At 56.8% G+C, this 15,259-nt stretch carries 13 protein-coding genes; 4 read left to right on the forward strand and 9 right to left on the reverse strand.

Going from position 1 to position 15,259, the window contains the following annotated elements; genetic code table 11:
- Positions 1 to 88: 88 nt before the first annotated feature.
- Together JFT58_RS27440 and JFT58_RS27445 are read left to right on the forward strand one after the other, a co-directional pair.
- The gene (locus JFT58_RS27440; protein ID WP_034126964.1) at positions 89 to 2,527 is read left to right on the forward strand and encodes a Lon protease family protein; all 2,439 of its coding nucleotides are present in this window, start codon (positions 89 to 91) and stop codon (positions 2,525 to 2,527) included.
- A 400-nt stretch (positions 2,528 to 2,927) separates the two neighbouring features.
- Positions 2,928 to 3,245 carry a PA4575 family protein gene (locus JFT58_RS27445; protein ID WP_003194269.1) on the forward strand — a complete coding sequence of 106 codons (318 nt, stop codon included), beginning with the start codon at positions 2,928 to 2,930 and terminating at the stop codon, positions 3,243 to 3,245.
- Between the two features lie 59 nt (positions 3,246 to 3,304).
- On the opposite strand, the gene JFT58_RS27450 is transcribed toward JFT58_RS27445, so the two are convergent.
- A complete protein-coding gene (locus tag JFT58_RS27450) occupies positions 3,305 to 5,128 on the reverse strand; it encodes a hypothetical protein (protein WP_082423356.1) in 1,824 nt (607 codons plus the stop codon).
- Between the two features lie 162 nt (positions 5,129 to 5,290).
- Here JFT58_RS27450 and JFT58_RS27455 point away from each other — a divergent pair, with 162 nt between their 5' ends.
- Positions 5,291 to 5,779, forward strand: a complete 489-nt coding sequence (locus JFT58_RS27455) for a TIGR00645 family protein (protein WP_014719996.1) — start codon at positions 5,291 to 5,293, stop codon at positions 5,777 to 5,779.
- A 15-nt stretch (positions 5,780 to 5,794) separates the two neighbouring features.
- Here JFT58_RS27455 and JFT58_RS27460 read toward each other — a convergent pair whose 3' ends face one another.
- The 4 genes from JFT58_RS27460 to JFT58_RS27475 all read right to left on the reverse strand — a co-directional run bounded on the left by JFT58_RS27460 (position 5,795) and on the right by JFT58_RS27475 (position 9,591).
- The gene (locus tag JFT58_RS27460) at positions 5,795 to 7,228 is read right to left on the reverse strand and encodes an ArnT family glycosyltransferase (RefSeq protein WP_054896142.1); all 1,434 of its coding nucleotides are present in this window, start codon (positions 7,226 to 7,228) and stop codon (positions 5,795 to 5,797) included.
- Positions 7,229 to 7,344: 116 nt separating this feature from the next.
- Complete coding sequence (locus JFT58_RS27465) at positions 7,345 to 8,370, reverse strand: hypothetical protein (protein ID WP_054896141.1); 1,026 nt, start codon at positions 8,368 to 8,370, stop codon at positions 7,345 to 7,347.
- 106 nt (positions 8,371 to 8,476) lie between these two features.
- On the reverse strand, positions 8,477 to 8,731 hold the full coding sequence (locus tag JFT58_RS27470) for a DUF6124 family protein (RefSeq protein WP_054896140.1): 255 nt from the start codon (positions 8,729 to 8,731) through the stop codon (positions 8,477 to 8,479).
- A gap of 341 nt (positions 8,732 to 9,072) precedes the next feature.
- The gene (locus JFT58_RS27475) at positions 9,073 to 9,591 is read right to left on the reverse strand and encodes a cysteine hydrolase family protein (protein ID WP_054918006.1); all 519 of its coding nucleotides are present in this window, start codon (positions 9,589 to 9,591) and stop codon (positions 9,073 to 9,075) included.
- Between the two features lie 357 nt (positions 9,592 to 9,948).
- On the opposite strand from JFT58_RS27475, the gene JFT58_RS27480 reads away from it, so the two are divergent.
- Positions 9,949 to 10,752, forward strand: coding sequence for an HNH endonuclease (locus tag JFT58_RS27480; RefSeq protein WP_054896138.1), 804 nt, complete (start codon positions 9,949 to 9,951; stop codon positions 10,750 to 10,752).
- Positions 10,753 to 10,821: 69 nt separating this feature from the next.
- On the opposite strand, the gene JFT58_RS27485 is transcribed toward JFT58_RS27480, so the two are convergent.
- The 4 genes from JFT58_RS27485 to JFT58_RS30895 form a co-directional block, all read right to left on the reverse strand.
- Entirely contained in the window at positions 10,822 to 12,693 is a 1,872-nt protein-coding gene (locus tag JFT58_RS27485; RefSeq protein WP_054896137.1) for a DUF2075 domain-containing protein, read from the reverse strand.
- A gap of 24 nt (positions 12,694 to 12,717) precedes the next feature.
- Positions 12,718 to 13,101: a nucleotide pyrophosphohydrolase gene (locus JFT58_RS27490; protein ID WP_054896136.1), complete on the reverse strand. Its 384-nt coding sequence runs from the start codon at positions 13,099 to 13,101 to the stop codon at positions 12,718 to 12,720.
- An 833-nt stretch (positions 13,102 to 13,934) separates the two neighbouring features.
- The gene (locus tag JFT58_RS30700) at positions 13,935 to 14,180 is read right to left on the reverse strand and encodes a hypothetical protein (RefSeq protein WP_042608884.1); all 246 of its coding nucleotides are present in this window, start codon (positions 14,178 to 14,180) and stop codon (positions 13,935 to 13,937) included.
- An 812-nt stretch (positions 14,181 to 14,992) separates the two neighbouring features.
- The gene (locus JFT58_RS30895) at positions 14,993 to 15,088 is read right to left on the reverse strand and encodes a transposase (protein ID WP_150804654.1); all 96 of its coding nucleotides are present in this window, start codon (positions 15,086 to 15,088) and stop codon (positions 14,993 to 14,995) included.
- Positions 15,089 to 15,259: the final 171 nt, after the last annotated feature.

Raw genomic sequence — 15,259 nt, forward strand, 5'->3', positions numbered from 1 at the left:
GCTATGCTTTCCCGAAAGCGCGCCTTGCCAGAGCGCTCAACCGGGAGCCAGAATGCCCCATCTGCCCCGCCTGATGTAAGGAAGCCCGATGCCTGATCCTGTTGCTGCCAGCTTGCGTCTAGCGCCCGAAGCGCTGACTCGCCCTTTCTCCGCTGAACAGTTCAGCTTCTCGACCACCAATGATTTGGAGCCCTTTCGCGGTGTGCTTGGCCAGGAACGTGCGGTTGAAGCCTTGCAGTTCGGCGTGGCCATGCCACGCCCCGGTTACAACGTGTTTGTCATGGGCGAGCCGGGCACCGGCCGCTTTTCGTTCGTCAAACGCTACCTGAAAGCCGAAGGCAAGCGCCTGCAAACCCCGGCGGACTGGGTTTATGTGAATAATTTCGATGAGCCCCGCGAGCCTCGCGCCCTGGAATTGCCGGGTGGCGCCGCCGCGGCGTTTATCGCCGATATCAACGGCCTGGTCGACAACCTGGTCGCCACCTTCCCGGCGGTGTTCGAACACCCGACTTATCAACAGCGTAAAAGCGCCATCGACCGAGCGTTCAACCAGCGCTACGACAAGGCGCTGGACGTGATCGAGCGCCTGGCCCTGGAAAAAGACGTGGCGCTGTACCGCGACAGCTCCAATATCGCCTTTACGCCGATGCTCGACGGCAAGGCGCTGGACGAAGCGGAGTTTTCGCAACTGCCGGAGGCCGATCGCGAGCGCTTCCACACCGATATCTCCGAGCTGGAAGAACGCCTCAACGAAGAGCTGGCCAGCCTGCCGCAGTGGAAGCGCGAGTCCAACAACCAGCTGCGCCAGTTCAACGAAGAAACCATCACCCTGGCCCTGCAGCCTTTGCTGGCGCCATTGTCGGAAAAATACGCAGAAAATGCCGGCGTCTGTGGCTACCTGCAGGCCATGCAGGTGTACCTGCTCAAAACCGTGGTGGAGCAATTGGTGGACGACGCCAAGACCGACGCCCAGGCGCGCAAGCTGCTCGAAGAGCAATACTGCCCGAGCCTGGTGGTGGGCCACTCGGTCAACGGTGGCGCGCCGGTGGTGTTTGAACCGCACCCGACCTACGACAACCTGTTCGGCCGTATCGAATACAGCACCGACCAGGGCGCGCTCTACACCACCTATCGCCAGTTGCGTCCCGGCGCGTTGCACCGCGCCAACGGCGGTTTCCTGATCCTGGAAGCCGAAAAAATGCTCAGCGAGCCCTTTGTGTGGGATGCGCTCAAGCGTTCCCTGCAATCGCGCAAGCTGAAGATGGAATCGCCTTTGGGCGAACTCGGCCGCCTGGCCACCGTGACCCTCAACCCGCAGATGATTCCCTTGCAGGTCAAGGTGATCATCATCGGCTCGCGCCAGTTGTATTACGCCTTGCAAGACGCCGACCCGGACTTCCAGGAGATGTTCCGCGTACTGGTGGACTTCGACGAAGACATCCCCATGGTCGACGAGAGCCTGGAGCAGTTCGCCCAGTTGCTCAAAACCCGTACCTCGGAAGAAGGCATGGCGCCACTGACCTCGGACGCGGTGGCGCGCCTGGCGACTTACAGCGCACGCTTGGCCGAACATCAGGGGCGCTTGTCGGCGCGTATTGGTGATTTGTTCCAGCTGGTCAGCGAGGCGGATTTCATTCGCCACCTGGCCGGCGACGAAATGACCGATGCCGGGCATATCGAGCGCGCCCTCAAGGCCAAGGCCACGCGCACCGGCCGCGTGTCGGCGCGGATTCTCGACGACATGCTCGCTGGCGTCATCTTGATCGACACCGCCGGCGCCGCTGTGGGCAAGTGCAACGGCTTGACGGTGCTGGAGGTCGGCGACTCGGCATTCGGCGTGCCGGCGCGGATTTCCGCCACGGTATACCCGGGCGGTAGCGGTATTGTCGACATCGAACGCGAAGTTAACCTCGGCCAGCCGATTCACTCCAAGGGCGTGATGATCCTCACCGGTTACCTGGGCAGCCGTTATGCCCAGGAATTCCCGTTGGCCATCTCCGCCAGTATTGCCCTGGAGCAGTCCTACGGGTATGTGGACGGCGACAGTGCGTCCCTGGGCGAGGCATGCACCTTGATCTCGGCCTTGTCGAAGACGCCGCTCAAGCAATGCTTTGCCATCACCGGCTCGATCAACCAGTTTGGTGAAGTGCAGGCGGTGGGCGGGGTCAACGAGAAGATCGAAGGCTTCTTCCGCCTCTGCGAAGCCCGCGGGCTGACCGGTGAGCAGGGTGCGATCATCCCTCAGGCCAACGTGGCCACGCTGATGCTCGACGAGAAGGTGTTGCAGGCCGTGCGTGCCGGGCAATTTCACATCTATGCAGTGCGCCAAGCGGATGAGGCCTTGAGCCTGCTGGTGGGCGAGGATGCCGGTGAGCCGGACGCCGAGGGGCAGTTCCCGGAAGGCACCGTGAATGCGCGGGTGGTGGAGCGCTTGCGGGCGATTGCCGAGATGATCAGTGATGAGGATTTGAAGGAGGCGGAGAAGGAGCTGGCGCAGCAGGCGTTGGCAGAAGCCAAGCCAACCTGATTGCTGTCATCACTCGGTCAAGGTGGGAGCTGGCTTGCCTTAAGGCCAGTCAGTTAAGACTTTTTTGTAGGAGCGAGCTTGCTCGCGAAAAACTTTCAGGCGCCGCGTTCATTCAGCAAACACGCGTTATCGTTGCCGTTTTTCGCGAGCAAGCTCGCTCCTACATAAGGCGATGACCGCTTAAGCCAGCTCCCACACTGGTCCGTGGTGTTTTTGGGAACGTTTAGCGTGCCACAAAATTGACTCGACCCTCAGGGACCAACGCCCGTTGGTCCCTACAACCTTGGTTTGTCGCGTTTTTATTCTATTCTCAGAGTCAGGGATATCCACAGGAGTCGCAGGATAGAAACAGCTTCGCCTTGCGCTGGGGCTGAACACCGATCTACCGAGGGGCGCCGCCATGTCGCGCAACCTTTGCCTTACTCGCCAGTGCCTGGGCCTGGTCACCCGTATCGAATGCTCCATTCGCCCTCTTGCCGGGGATAACGGGATGTGGACGCTATTGTTTGCCGCCGGCATGTCGGGCGAGCAGCCTTCCACTGTCAAATCCCAGGGCCCGTTCCATGGGCCCTTCGTGGCAGAACGCATGCTGGGCACCATCGTTGATAGCCTGACCTTGCACGGCTACGAGCAAATGGACGAGCCGCAGATCTGGTGCCTGCACCTGCAGGCCCATCTGCGCCAACTCAATGGCGGCCAGGAGCGGCTGGCCCTCTGAGGATCGTTCCCACGCTCTGCGTGGTAACGCCGCCCCGGACGCACGGCGTCCACCCAGGGCTATTTGCTCTCAGGCTTGTCCAGCTTCACCTCAAAGCCGTACTGCACGGTGCTGAGGTCGGTGCGCTGGTAACTTTCCAGCGTGGTCGGCTGGCCGTAGAAGTAATGCACGTCAAACATCGCCGTGCCGTATTCCTCGGCGCGGTGGCTGACACCGAGAATCTCCTTGAGGTAATTGCCGCTGGCATCCTTGGCGTAGAAGCGCCAGCTGTCGGCGGGGAAGTCCTTCTGGTCGACGATCAGCGCGTTGTCCTTGAGCGACAGGCCCTTGGGCAGCTTGGCGGCGTCAATCGTGGCCTTCTCGATGGTGGCCAGAAACAACGGTACCGAGCCCACCACAAACGCCGGTGTTTCCGGGAACAGGTTGAGGTCGTAGGTGAGCGTGCCGCTTACTGCGTTCAGCTCGAAAGCCTCGGTCGGCAGCTCGATAGGCTCGCCGCGCTCGCCCTTGTCGTCGGCGGTGAAGAAGGTGATAGGCGCGTCACTGTTGTTGCGCTCGGCACCGACCAGGTCGTCATTGAAGGTGAACGGGTGGTCGAACACGATTTTTGCGGCACTGGCGTCTTCGGTTGATTGGCTGATGGTGACGCTGTTTTTCAGTTGGTCCTCGGTCATCGAGGCATCTTTGAGCCAACTGGCGGCGCCGTCGTCATACACCGTGACCGGCATTGGCAGGGGCTGTACGGTCTTTTGCAGGCTGTTCCTGTCAAAGCGCATTACCGGCAGGTCCAGGTCTTTACGGGTGAGCGTGGCCTTGGAGAAATCCAGCACATTCACCTGCAGGTTATCGATCAGCCCGTTGAAATACACCTTGGCGTAATGGCTGGTCTGCTGGCGCTCGAAGGCTTTTTGCGCGTCGGTGAGCTGTTTATCGAAGGCATCTGACCACGCGGTTTGTTTTTGCATCTCGGCCAGTTGTTTCTCATAGAACGCCACCTGCGCGGCACTCTCGTTGATCGAGCCTGAGCGGGTCAGAAACTGCCCGGTGCTGTCCCGTGCCTGCACCAGCAGCGGGTTGGGTGACGCGTCGCCGACCTCGGCGGCCAGGGGTTGGCTGTTGGTCAGTTCGATCTCGGCGTAGTTCTTTTCCAGCGTCAGCAGGTTGAGGGTGATGTTGCCGTCGGTGCGTTTATGGCCCACGTCTTGTTTGGTCAGGTCGAACGTCAGCACCTTGCCCGGGGTGATCACCTCCACCGCGCCCTTGAGGCTGATGGGTTGTGGCTGGCTCTTGTTTTCCGTCTCGATCCCTTCGATAAACGGGTAGGTCACCGTCAGGTCGTCGGGGTTGGTCAGGTTGGAGCTGCTGGGGCTCAGTTGGATGCCGGGGTCGGTTTCTGACCATTCCGGCTGGAAGGGAATGACTTTATTGTTGCTCAGGGTGACCGACTGCCATTCCAGGCCATGGGGGAAGGGGAACTGGTCCGGCGCGTTGAAGTTGAACGGGAAGACCGGCTGCAAATCCGTCAGGTAATCGGAGTGCGAGGTTTTGCGCAGTACGAACAGGCCATTGATGTAGGTGTCCACCAGCGCTTGGGGCGTAGGGTAATGCTTGAGCAGGGCCAGGCTGTCTTCGCCGTATTCGGCTTCGATGGGCTTGCTGGCGAGCTTGACGCGCGCACGTTCCAGCAACAGCAGCGAGCCGCCCAGGTCCGCAATGGCATCGCGCAGCTTGGGGTCCTGGATGGTGTCCAGGGACTGTTCGAACTTCGTGGTTTTCTCTTCGAGGGTCGCCTGCTTCTGCTCTTCTTTGGGGGAGCAGCCGCTGGCCATCAGCAACGCCGCGCACAGGCCGAGAGTGGCCAAAGGGGATCGCACATCCATCATCTGAGTTTTCCTGTCCGACATCATCGAGCCGAGTGAATGGCCTCGACACTAGCAGAAAAATTCTCTTACAGATGCCACTTGGGTCAGTTTTCTCGCGGTGACAGGGGCCGGGTGGCGGCTGGTATACTCGGCGCCATTTTTAGCCAAGCTGTGTGAGATTCAATGGAACGCTTTATCGAAAATACGATGTACGCCTCGCGTTGGCTGCTGGCGCCGATCTACCTGGGGCTGTCCTTGGGCCTGCTGGTCCTGGCGTTGAAATTCTTCCAGGAAATCATTCACGTGATTCCCAACATCTTCACCATGTTGGAAGCCGAAGTGATCCTGCTGCTGCTGTCGTTGATCGACATGGCCCTGGTGGGCGGCTTGCTGGTGATGGTGATGATTTCCGGCTACGAGAACTTCGTCTCGCAGCTGGATATCGATGAAAACAAGGAAAAGCTCAACTGGCTGGGCACCATGGACTCGTCGTCGCTGAAGATGAAAGTGGCGGCCTCCATCGTGGCGATTTCCTCCATCCACCTGCTGCGCATCTTCATGGACGCCAAGAACGTCGATCCACAGCACCTGATGTGGTACGTGATCATCCACATGACGTTCGTGGTCTCGGCGTTTGCCATGGGCTACCTGGACAAACTCACCAAGCATTGATACCCCGCGCCGGCCTTACTGCTCCACGAAGTAATAAGGCTGGCGGTTGACCGCCATTTGCTTGATCACCGTAACCTTCTCGTTCAGCCGGTCGGTGTGGTCTGTCAATGCAACGTTGCCGGGCTTGGCGCTGAGGAAGGCGCGCAGTTCGGCTTCGGTGTTCAGGATCGGCAAGTAGGCCTGCAGGTAGAACACGCTGGCGCCGTCGATGCGTTCGTTGGGTTGGTACATCGCCACCGTCCTGCCCTCGTCTTGCAGGGTCTGGATCTGACTGATCACGGGTACGAATGAATGGCGCACATCGGCTTTGGGCGCAAACCAGAACGCCGCGCTCAGGTAGCAGGCGATCGCCAGGCTGAAAACTCCGCCGATGATCTGCCGGTGGTAGCGGTACAGCCCCGGCTTATGGTCTTTGGCCCACTCCAGCAGCACCCGCGCATATTCGGCAGCCAGTACCGCGGCGGCTGGCGTCAGCGCCATCAAATACACGGTGCGTTTGCTGGAAGCCAGGGTCAGCAGGGTGAACTGCGCCACCAGCCACACACTGAAAAACAACCGGTAGCGGTTGCGCACCAGGCTTTTGCGGAAGTGCCACAGGCCCAGGTACACCAGAATATTCCAGGGCAGGAAGGCCTCGGGTAGTTTCGCGAGGTAATAGTAAAACGGCTCGTAATGCCCGGCCTCTACGAACGAACCACTGAAGCGCCCGACGCTATTGGTCCATAACACTTCACCCACCGCCTGCATCCCGCCGCGCTGAAACAGAAACCCCAGCCAGATCAGCAACGGCACCAACGCCAACGAGGTGAACAGCGCCGGCTTGAACCAATCGCCCAGCCGCAGGCGTTTATCCATCAGGCTGGTGCTGAGCAAGTACACAAAGATCACAATGCCCGGCATCGCCAGGCCCAACACGCCCTTGCTCAACGTGGCGATGACCATCCCGGCGGTAAACAACGCCCAAGCCCAGATACTCGAACCTTCACGCTCGGGCCGTACCGCCTGGTAAAACCCCAGCAGGGCAGCGGTGACACCGAGGCTGAGCAACGAGTCCTCACCCACACCCCGCACATTGCCCCAATAACTGGCCATGGTCGCCAGGATCAGCGCAGCGCTGAACGCCAGCGTCTGCGGCCGCCCAAACCGCCGCAGCATCCCGTACAGCAGCATCACACTGAACAACCCGGCAAACGCCGACGCCAGGCGCACCGCCCCGGTGCTGGCGCCAAACAGGCGAATCGCACCGGCGTCCAGCCACAGGCTCAGGGGTGGTTTTTCCAGAAAGGGTTCACGAAACAGGCGCGGCACCACCCAGTCATTGTCCAGGTGCATCGCCATGGCGATCCCGGACACCCGCGCTTCGGTAGAGCCTTGCAGCTCGTGGTTGCCGAGGGCGAAAAAGAACAACAGAGCAGCAAGCAAGAGCAGCAGGGGAGCAGGGCGCGTCATGGAATCTGGCTACCGAGGCATGAGACCGATCGGGCGACCGGTCATGGGTAGTCAGGGAGTATACGAGCGCGATTCTTAACCTTTGGTGAACGGCCGTAGGGTTTTTCTCCGGCGCGTCAGGGCATTTTCAAGCTGGGCACCGCCGCTTTGCCTTGTGCGGTCAGCACCGGCGCCAACTGCTCCCAGGTGAAGGCCAAGTCGTTGTCGCAACCGTCACCATTGGCCGGTGTCGAGAGTTGCAGGCCCTGGGTGTTGAAGCTGAGGTGAAAGTTGGAGTAATCGGTGATCGCGGGGCAGCCCTCGTCGGTGGTGGTTTGCTTGGCCAGCCAAGTGCTGAAGGCGGCCGGCAGCTTCAAATGGCCGGAATAGGCGTCATGCCATTGCTGATGGCCGCCGAGCCAGGCCCATGGGTCCACACTCTCGCCGGTTTGCAAGTTCCAGGAGTGCAGGCCCCAACTGATGCCCATGGCGCCTTGGCCTGCGGCCCAGCGGTAGAACCGCACGGTGAGAAATTGCGATGACCAATAGGCAGGCTCAACCTCGATCTCACTGGTATAGACCGAGCCGTTTCGACCCAGGTATTCACGCCGCTCATAAAAATAGTCGGTTAGATCTTCGTCATTGACGGCCAGGGCGGCGAGTTGCTGATTGATCTTCTGCACCGCCGGGCCATCGCCCTCCAGCTTGAGCGTGACGCGGGGGCCTTGGGTCTTGAGCTGGTAGGTGTGGTTGTGGAAAGTTTTCTTCTCGGTCTTGATCGGCAACGGCGCGGCTTCCATGGGCGCGTTATAGGCATCGCTGCCGCAGCCGTCCGTACCAATGCGGCGCAGGGCCAGTGGCAGCGGCGAGCCGCCATCGGTTTTGCTCCAGGCACCAGAAAGTGCATCGCCCTGAGGTTTTTGCAGGGTCCAGAAACCTGTGTTGCCTTCCTCCACCCACGGGGCGTTGTCGTTGGCCTGGGTCAGCTGAATCGGGGTACGAATGCGCTGGTAGTAATAACTGCCATGCTCCCCGTCGGCGCCGTTGAAACAGACGGTGATAGCGGACTTGCCCAAAGTACCTTGCCAAACCCCGGCCAGATCGGCGGCTGTTGCGAGTAAGGGCATGACGGAGAGGGCGATGATGGCAAAGGGCTTGAGCACGGGTATCTGACTTCCGGTTGTCTGATAAAGGCCGTCAGGGTAATGGGAAGTGTGAGGGGATGCCAGCGGGCGAGATGCGGTGAGGCGTCTCGCCCGTTTGCGTGTTTTAGGGCTGTGGCGTCTGGCTGGTGAATGGTTGGGTGTTCAAGACTCGTTCTACCAGTAGCTCACCCAGAACGATCAATTGTTGGGCGGCGAGCAACTTGTGGCGGTGCGCGCCTTCAAGTTCGAAGGCTAGGTCGGTGGTCATGGCGTTGAGGGAGGCGAGGGTTTCGCTGGCTTGGATTAGCAGGGTTTCGGGGTGGATGTTTTCGGCGAGGGTGAAGAGGGTGGTTGGGGGATTGGGGGTGATCTTTTTCACGATGAAGCTCCTACACTGTTTAAGGAGCTGCCTCCCCCTGCTGTCAAACAGGATTGGGTGGCAGCTGTACGCGGGTTGACAGACCGGAAGTGTAGGAACCCGGCGCACCCGAAGATGCCCCACGCACAGCCGCCATGAACGGAGCGGAATGCGTAAGCATGCCGCCTTATCACGGGGTGTGAAAGGTTACACTTTTCGGCCTGTCAAAGCCGGTCGCTGATCGCCAGCGACGCAAAGAAGTTAGCGTTGTGAAGGGGGTTGCGCCAGTTCACCAACAGCGCGGCAACTTGCGGGAAGCTTCCGAAGCTCGGCCCTGTTGGCGTCCCCGTCGTCAGGCTCTGTTAAAAGCTCCAGTCCTCAGCCTGAACCAACTGGCAGAACGGCCCATTGAGCGTGGCATTGTGATGAGCCACGATGGCCTCGGCTTTCATCAAGGGCGTGTCAGAACAGGTATGACCGTCGGCGATAAGCACCGCATCGAAGCCAAGGTCACGCGCAGCACGGCAGGTGCTGTCGACGCAGTATTGCGTTTTCATCCCGGTGACTACCACGCCGGTGGCGCCGCAAGAGCGCAGACTGTCAGCTAGGTCAGTCATCGCAAAAGCGTTAGGCCGACGCTTTTCGAACACCACTTCCCCACCCAGCAACTTCATTTCCTCTGCAATCAGCGTAAGCGGGCTGCCCGACTCGATTGGCGAGCCAGCGGGGCCGATGTGACGCGCGAGAAAAATTGGCGCGCCTGCGCTGCGGGCCTTGTCCATCAGGGTGTTGAGCGTTTCCAACAGCTCGTCGCAGCGCCAGGGTTTTTCCGGGCCGTGGATGAGTCCGACTTGGATATCCAGTATTAACAGGGCGTACATAGGTGCATCTCCTTGCGAGTGAACCAGCGACACAAGGCATAAAAAAGGCCCTGTCCATCGCTGGCGGGCCTTTGAAGTTCGTTGGTTATTGGCTCACGACACCTCGCACGCTCCGCTTGATGCGGTCGTGGTGGTGGTTGTCGAGGTGAGGCAATAGGTAGTCATGGGGCGACACTAGCATTGTGGTTGATGGAATGCCAGGTACAAAAAAGACGTCTTTGGACGTCTTTTTTGTTAATTCCGGGGGAAGCTGAAAAGTTTTTTCACCTTATTAATTTATAAAAGTTGAGCTGGAATATTTTGTAAGAAGTTTCCTCTTTTTTGGTAGGCTTTTGCCATCAGTCGAGAGGAAATGGAATGCCAGCAGTCATCGTTGAAAACGACACATCGCAATGGCAAGACGAGACCGGCGCTGTCTATCACTTCCCCAAGCGGTACCAAGCCTGGCTTGCTGAAGGAACCGAAGTGATCTATTACAAAGGACGCATCCAGGACAAAACCTTTGCTTCTGCCCGCCTCAGCGCCGATCCACATTATTTTGGTATGGCACGCATCGGTAAGGTCTACGCAGACCTGAGGAGTGATAAGGGTGACCTTTTTGCTTTGATCGAAAACTTCACTCAGTTTGAAGGCGCTATCCCCTCGAAAATTAACGGAGCGTACCTGGAGACGATCCCCGCTACTCGCGTGAACAACTATTGGCGTGACGGAGTTCGGTCCATTTCCCAACTGGATTACGATGCAATCCTAAGTCATGCGAAGCTCCTGTCTTCCCAGGCCGACCAGGGCACACCAAATATCGAAGGCGATCCATTGACCTTTGAATCGGCCAATGAAGGCAGCAAATCAAGTTACTTTGGAACCCGTTACGAACGCCGGAAAGATTTGAGGGTGAAGGCCATTGCTATCCACGGGCTTGACTGCAAGGCATGTGGCTTTGATTTTGAAAAGGCGTACGGCGAGCACGCGAAGGGGTTCATTCACGTTCACCATATAGTGCCGATTTCGGACTTCGGTGGTGAGAAAGCCGTGAATCCTGAGACTGACCTCGTTACGTTGTGCGCCAACTGTCACGCCGTGGTCCACCGCAAGCGGGATATGACGCTGAGCGTTGATGAACTGAGAGGTATGTTGCGCGGGCGATGGGTAATCGAGCCTTAGTTTTCTACTGTGTTCAGCCTACGGTTGTGAGGCTGAACCCTGGATAGTGACATCCTACCGGCGGGCCCATTAGCCGTTACTGTACCCGGCAAGTCGGCCCTCAAAGTATTGCGCGGTCTCCTGATCAGTACAGTACAGGTAGCAGCCTTTCATCCCACGAGTCATCAATGTTCGATACGTGTTTTTGATGATCAGGTCTGTCTCTTGCTGCGCCAGAGCAGGTTGCTTCTTCATCAGAGTCTTCCAGCCACGAATCGATTTGTCGTTCTTATCTCGCTCATGCGGCGACGTCACCACCTGCCCATCACGCACGACTAGATCTGGTCCGATGATAACTCCAATATAATCAACTTCCAGCCCTTGGCAGGTGTGGATACAACCGACCTGTTCAATGGAATTCTCAGCGATGATCCACAAGCTGCCATCCTGATCCAGATTCCATTGGCGTGCGTAGTCATTGCCGATAACGATGTCAGCGGCCTTGGAGTCTTTCTTGCTGAGCCAAGGCCAGCAGTAACCCGCGACAACGCGAGCCTTGTTTCCGTGATTTTTCTGCTCGATAGCCGCATGCATCGCCTGAGGGGAGTCGAACACCTTGAACTCATACTCGCTGGTATCGAGCAGCGGGTTGGCTGTCGAGTGAATCTCCAATACATCATCCAACCACGCCAGGTAGCCATCAGAGCCACTGCAACGGAACTGGGAAGATAGTATGTATTCCTCCACAGTTGCGCCTTTGGCTTCGGCAAAGGCGCGGATAGCCTGCTTGTTACCAATGTCGTTTAAAGTCACGCGCTGGTCTTCGTCAATGAAGAAAATCGAGCATTTCGCTGATTTGATCAACTCATTGATCTGGTTTTCACCCAGGTTTCCGTAAAGCCCGCTTTTCGCATTGAGCCTGTGAGCTTCGTCAACGATGAGTGCGTCATACGTATTGGGCGCGGTATCGATGAAGGCTCCCGACCCGGAAAAAAAGTTGGAGAAATGGCTACGTTTGACGGTGCCAACCAGCTTGCTCTCGTACACCTTGCGCGGCGCAGCATTTTTTGAGACGTACTTGCTCAACAGCTTCAAGGCAGTGAGCCTCACAAGCAAGTTGATCGCTAATACTGTTTTTCCGGTACCCGGTCCGCCTTCGATGATCAACACTTTCGGCGCTTCAATAGAGGCCTCACTTGCGGCAGCGAGCACCGACTCGAAGATTGATTTTTGATCATCAATCAATACGAACTCAGGCTTGCCTGTCATTAGCCCACTCAGCGCCTCTGCCAGTGCTTTGGACGGGCGAATCTTTCCGCTGGCGAGTTCGTAAAGAACCTCCTTGTTGTCGCCATGAATGATGTGTTTCTTGAGGAAACTTCGCAGCTTTGCAAGCTCTTCGGGGCCCTTCAGGAACAAGGGCGCTTTGCTGGTATAGGCTTCGTAGTGAGCAGAGTTGATGATGCCATCACTGACATAGTTATGGAGGTAGGCACAGGGGCGTACTTCGATGCTTTTGTCGTAGACGGCTTCGTTGAAGCCCTCTAGCAGCGCGGCGTACGACCAGACCTGGTAGGACGGATGAATAGTTTCGACAAGACCTCCACCCAGCGCCGTTTTGACAATTGCATCCTTGGTGGTTGCGCTGGCCTTGCTCCATTGCTTCAGTTCGATCAATACCGCATTTTTAGCCTGATTCTCATCGCGGCCTGTCAGCAAAAAGTCGATTCGCTTCGATGACTGAGGGATATGCAGTTCAATAGCCAGGCCGGCGCTGTTGGGCAGGCCGTCGTCTCGAAGCACCTTGGCCATATAAGCCAGTGAACCCTGCCAGGATCTAATCTCCGAAGCTCCTACCTTCTTGCCGGTGGCTTCTTTGAAGTGCCTGAGGATCACATCTTCAATATCGTCGTTATCGCTATCTTTGAGGAATTGTTGTTTGGTGGCAGCGTAAACGATCACGAGTGGTCCTTAGAGCCCAATGGGTCAGAGTTGGTCATACTTTTTGCTGGTGCTTTTAGCTTTGTCGACAGGGTATTTCTGCCCGTTCAGGGCGAGCTTGCTTGTTACAGCTTCGTTGAGGTCGACGCCCAGCACGCTGGCCAAGCGGACCAAGTACATAAGCACGTCAGCCAGTTCGTCCTTCACGGCCTGGGCGGTTTCGGGACGATTTGCTGAACCCGTTGATTCAGCCTCGCTCATCCATTGGAAAATTTCGCAGAGTTCACCTACCTCTCCTGTGAGCGCCAGGAGAAGATTTTTTGGTGAGTGAAATTGCTGCCAGTCGCGATCATCGGCAAAGCGCTGCAGCGATGCTGCAAGATTCTTCACGTCGACCAACTGCTCGAGTGTTCCATCTACCTTACTCACAGACTCGCCTCTTGGTGCCAGCGGTTAATGTGACCGAGGAGACACGTCAGAATTTTAGAGATGGATTGTAAGAGCTTTCCTTTTGTGCGCGAGGTTTTTGTTCGACAGGTGGCTGCTTGTACCTTGGGTTCGACGTGCTGGGGGAAGCCCTGCAGCTTGCTGGCGGAAGACGCTAGCCAAATATTATGGGGCGCATGCCTAGCATCCCTCAGGGCTCGGAGGTTTAGGACACCTACCTTCTTATCTGGCTCTGAAATCACCTACAAAATTCGTAACTGATGTCGAACTCAACCAGCACAGCTAGGCCTTCAATGGAATTTTCGGGAAGTCGCCAGACTTGGGGTAGGCCGTAGGTGACGCCGGAGGCCATGGCATTTACTGGATTTCAGGCACAAAAAAAAAGACGTCCGTGGACGTCTTTAGATGATGAAGTGGTGGCCGGGGTAATTTGAACCTGGCTTTTATCTTATTGATTATTATGATTAATAAACGGTTTGTTTTTTATTTGGGATACCAATTGGAATGCCTTTCAGCTGTTGAGGTGTGCTGTTCACGTTTTCTCTTGGAGTGTTGTCTATGACAATCCCGGAAGCTCGTAAGCGTCCGGCGAGCTCATCTGTCAAAGTCCGAGGGAGTAAAAGGCCACCAGACGCAGACTGATCTGTAAGCAATGTGAAAAATTTGCATATTGCATTTGTCGTCCAGGCATTACGCTTGAATGCGTCATTGGTACAGACATCATGGTGATAAGGCAGTTGTGTCCGCTAAAAGCGGGTATACCCATCACCAATGCCAGAATGCTGACGTTATGTTCACTGGATGCTTTGTTGACGTCAGTCAGCGGCTTCAACCTCAGAGGAAACCTCAGTCGCAGCTTCCCTGGCCTTGCTCAGAAGCTTCTCCTGCCTTTTGCTCCTTGCCTCGAGCTTCTTGAACGACTCGAACTCTGACTGAATCAACTCGTAGCATTTATGGGTGGAATAGACTTCATCCAGCACGCGGCTCTGAATCTCAGCATGGTTATCAGCTTCATAGAGCTGCCAAACGCTTTTGCCCGGCTCGAATTTCGTCCCGTACATGTATTTATTCAGAATGTGATTTTTGGACTTTGGATATAAGAGGTTGCTAGGATTGTTGAACGTCCCGATGACGAGCAGGGAAAGGTCTACGACTCGAAAACTGTTTTGGAACGCGAAGGCTTGCTGATTCGAAAGGATATGAAAGCGTTTGAACAGCTCGAACAGAATCGGAACGTCTGAGGAGGTAATTCCGATCCCGCACAAAATTGCGGACACCGCACCATCATGGGCGTTTTTCACCTGGTCACATGCTGTTTTGAGTAAGGCATAGATATGCTCAAGCATCTCCTTCTCTGTCGCATGCTCCCATAGCCAGAAGGATTTGGTCTTCTTAAGGACTTCGGATTTTGCGATGCTGAAGTCCCGCTCGGGGTTAGCCACCAGGAATGAGCCACCGATGAACCTGCAATCCTTGTCCCATGGGTTGTAGCAGAAACCCGATGCTGTGCGCTTCTTCTCAGGAACGTAAAACTCCAAATCGAAGAACACCACTTTGCATTTTCCTGGCCTGAGTCGACCTTTTTGACTTGCCATCCTTGCTTGCCGCCTTCCACGTTGCGCCAGTTACAGAGGGTCGCATCATCGCAATGAACACGAGTAGCGACAAGCTCAGCCGCATGTTCAGTGGGGCAGTTCACTTTGACCGTGCCACGCGAGTGCTGGATTTCAACGCAGATGCTCGATGACGCAACCTGGGAATGCCCTCCGGCGAGCTGTAAAGGTAGCGGAATGAAAGCAGGTTGTAGCTGCGTGACTTCGTTCGTTTGTACCCGAATCCATTTATGGACGAGGTTCGCGTTAAGGCTGTGGTGCTACGCAACGCTGGCAATCGACGCGCCGGGCTGAGCGCACTCTTGGACTACCTGGGCCTTGAAGGATTTGGAATAGGATCGGCGTTGTGGCTGCATAGAAAGACCCGCTTAAAAGGCTAGAAATGGTGTCCACCCAAATTTGATCTGACCCCGAAATGTTGGACATCAACATCCAGGGGTGTCATGAAAAAGTACACAGAGCAGGCGAAATTGTCGGTTGTTGAAGATTACTGTTCGGGGAGCGCAGGTCACAGAGAGGTCGCGCAT

It is taken from the genome of Pseudomonas sp. MF6767 (assembly GCF_016405475.1).
Classification (GTDB): domain Bacteria; phylum Pseudomonadota; class Gammaproteobacteria; order Pseudomonadales; family Pseudomonadaceae; genus Aquipseudomonas; species Aquipseudomonas paracarnis.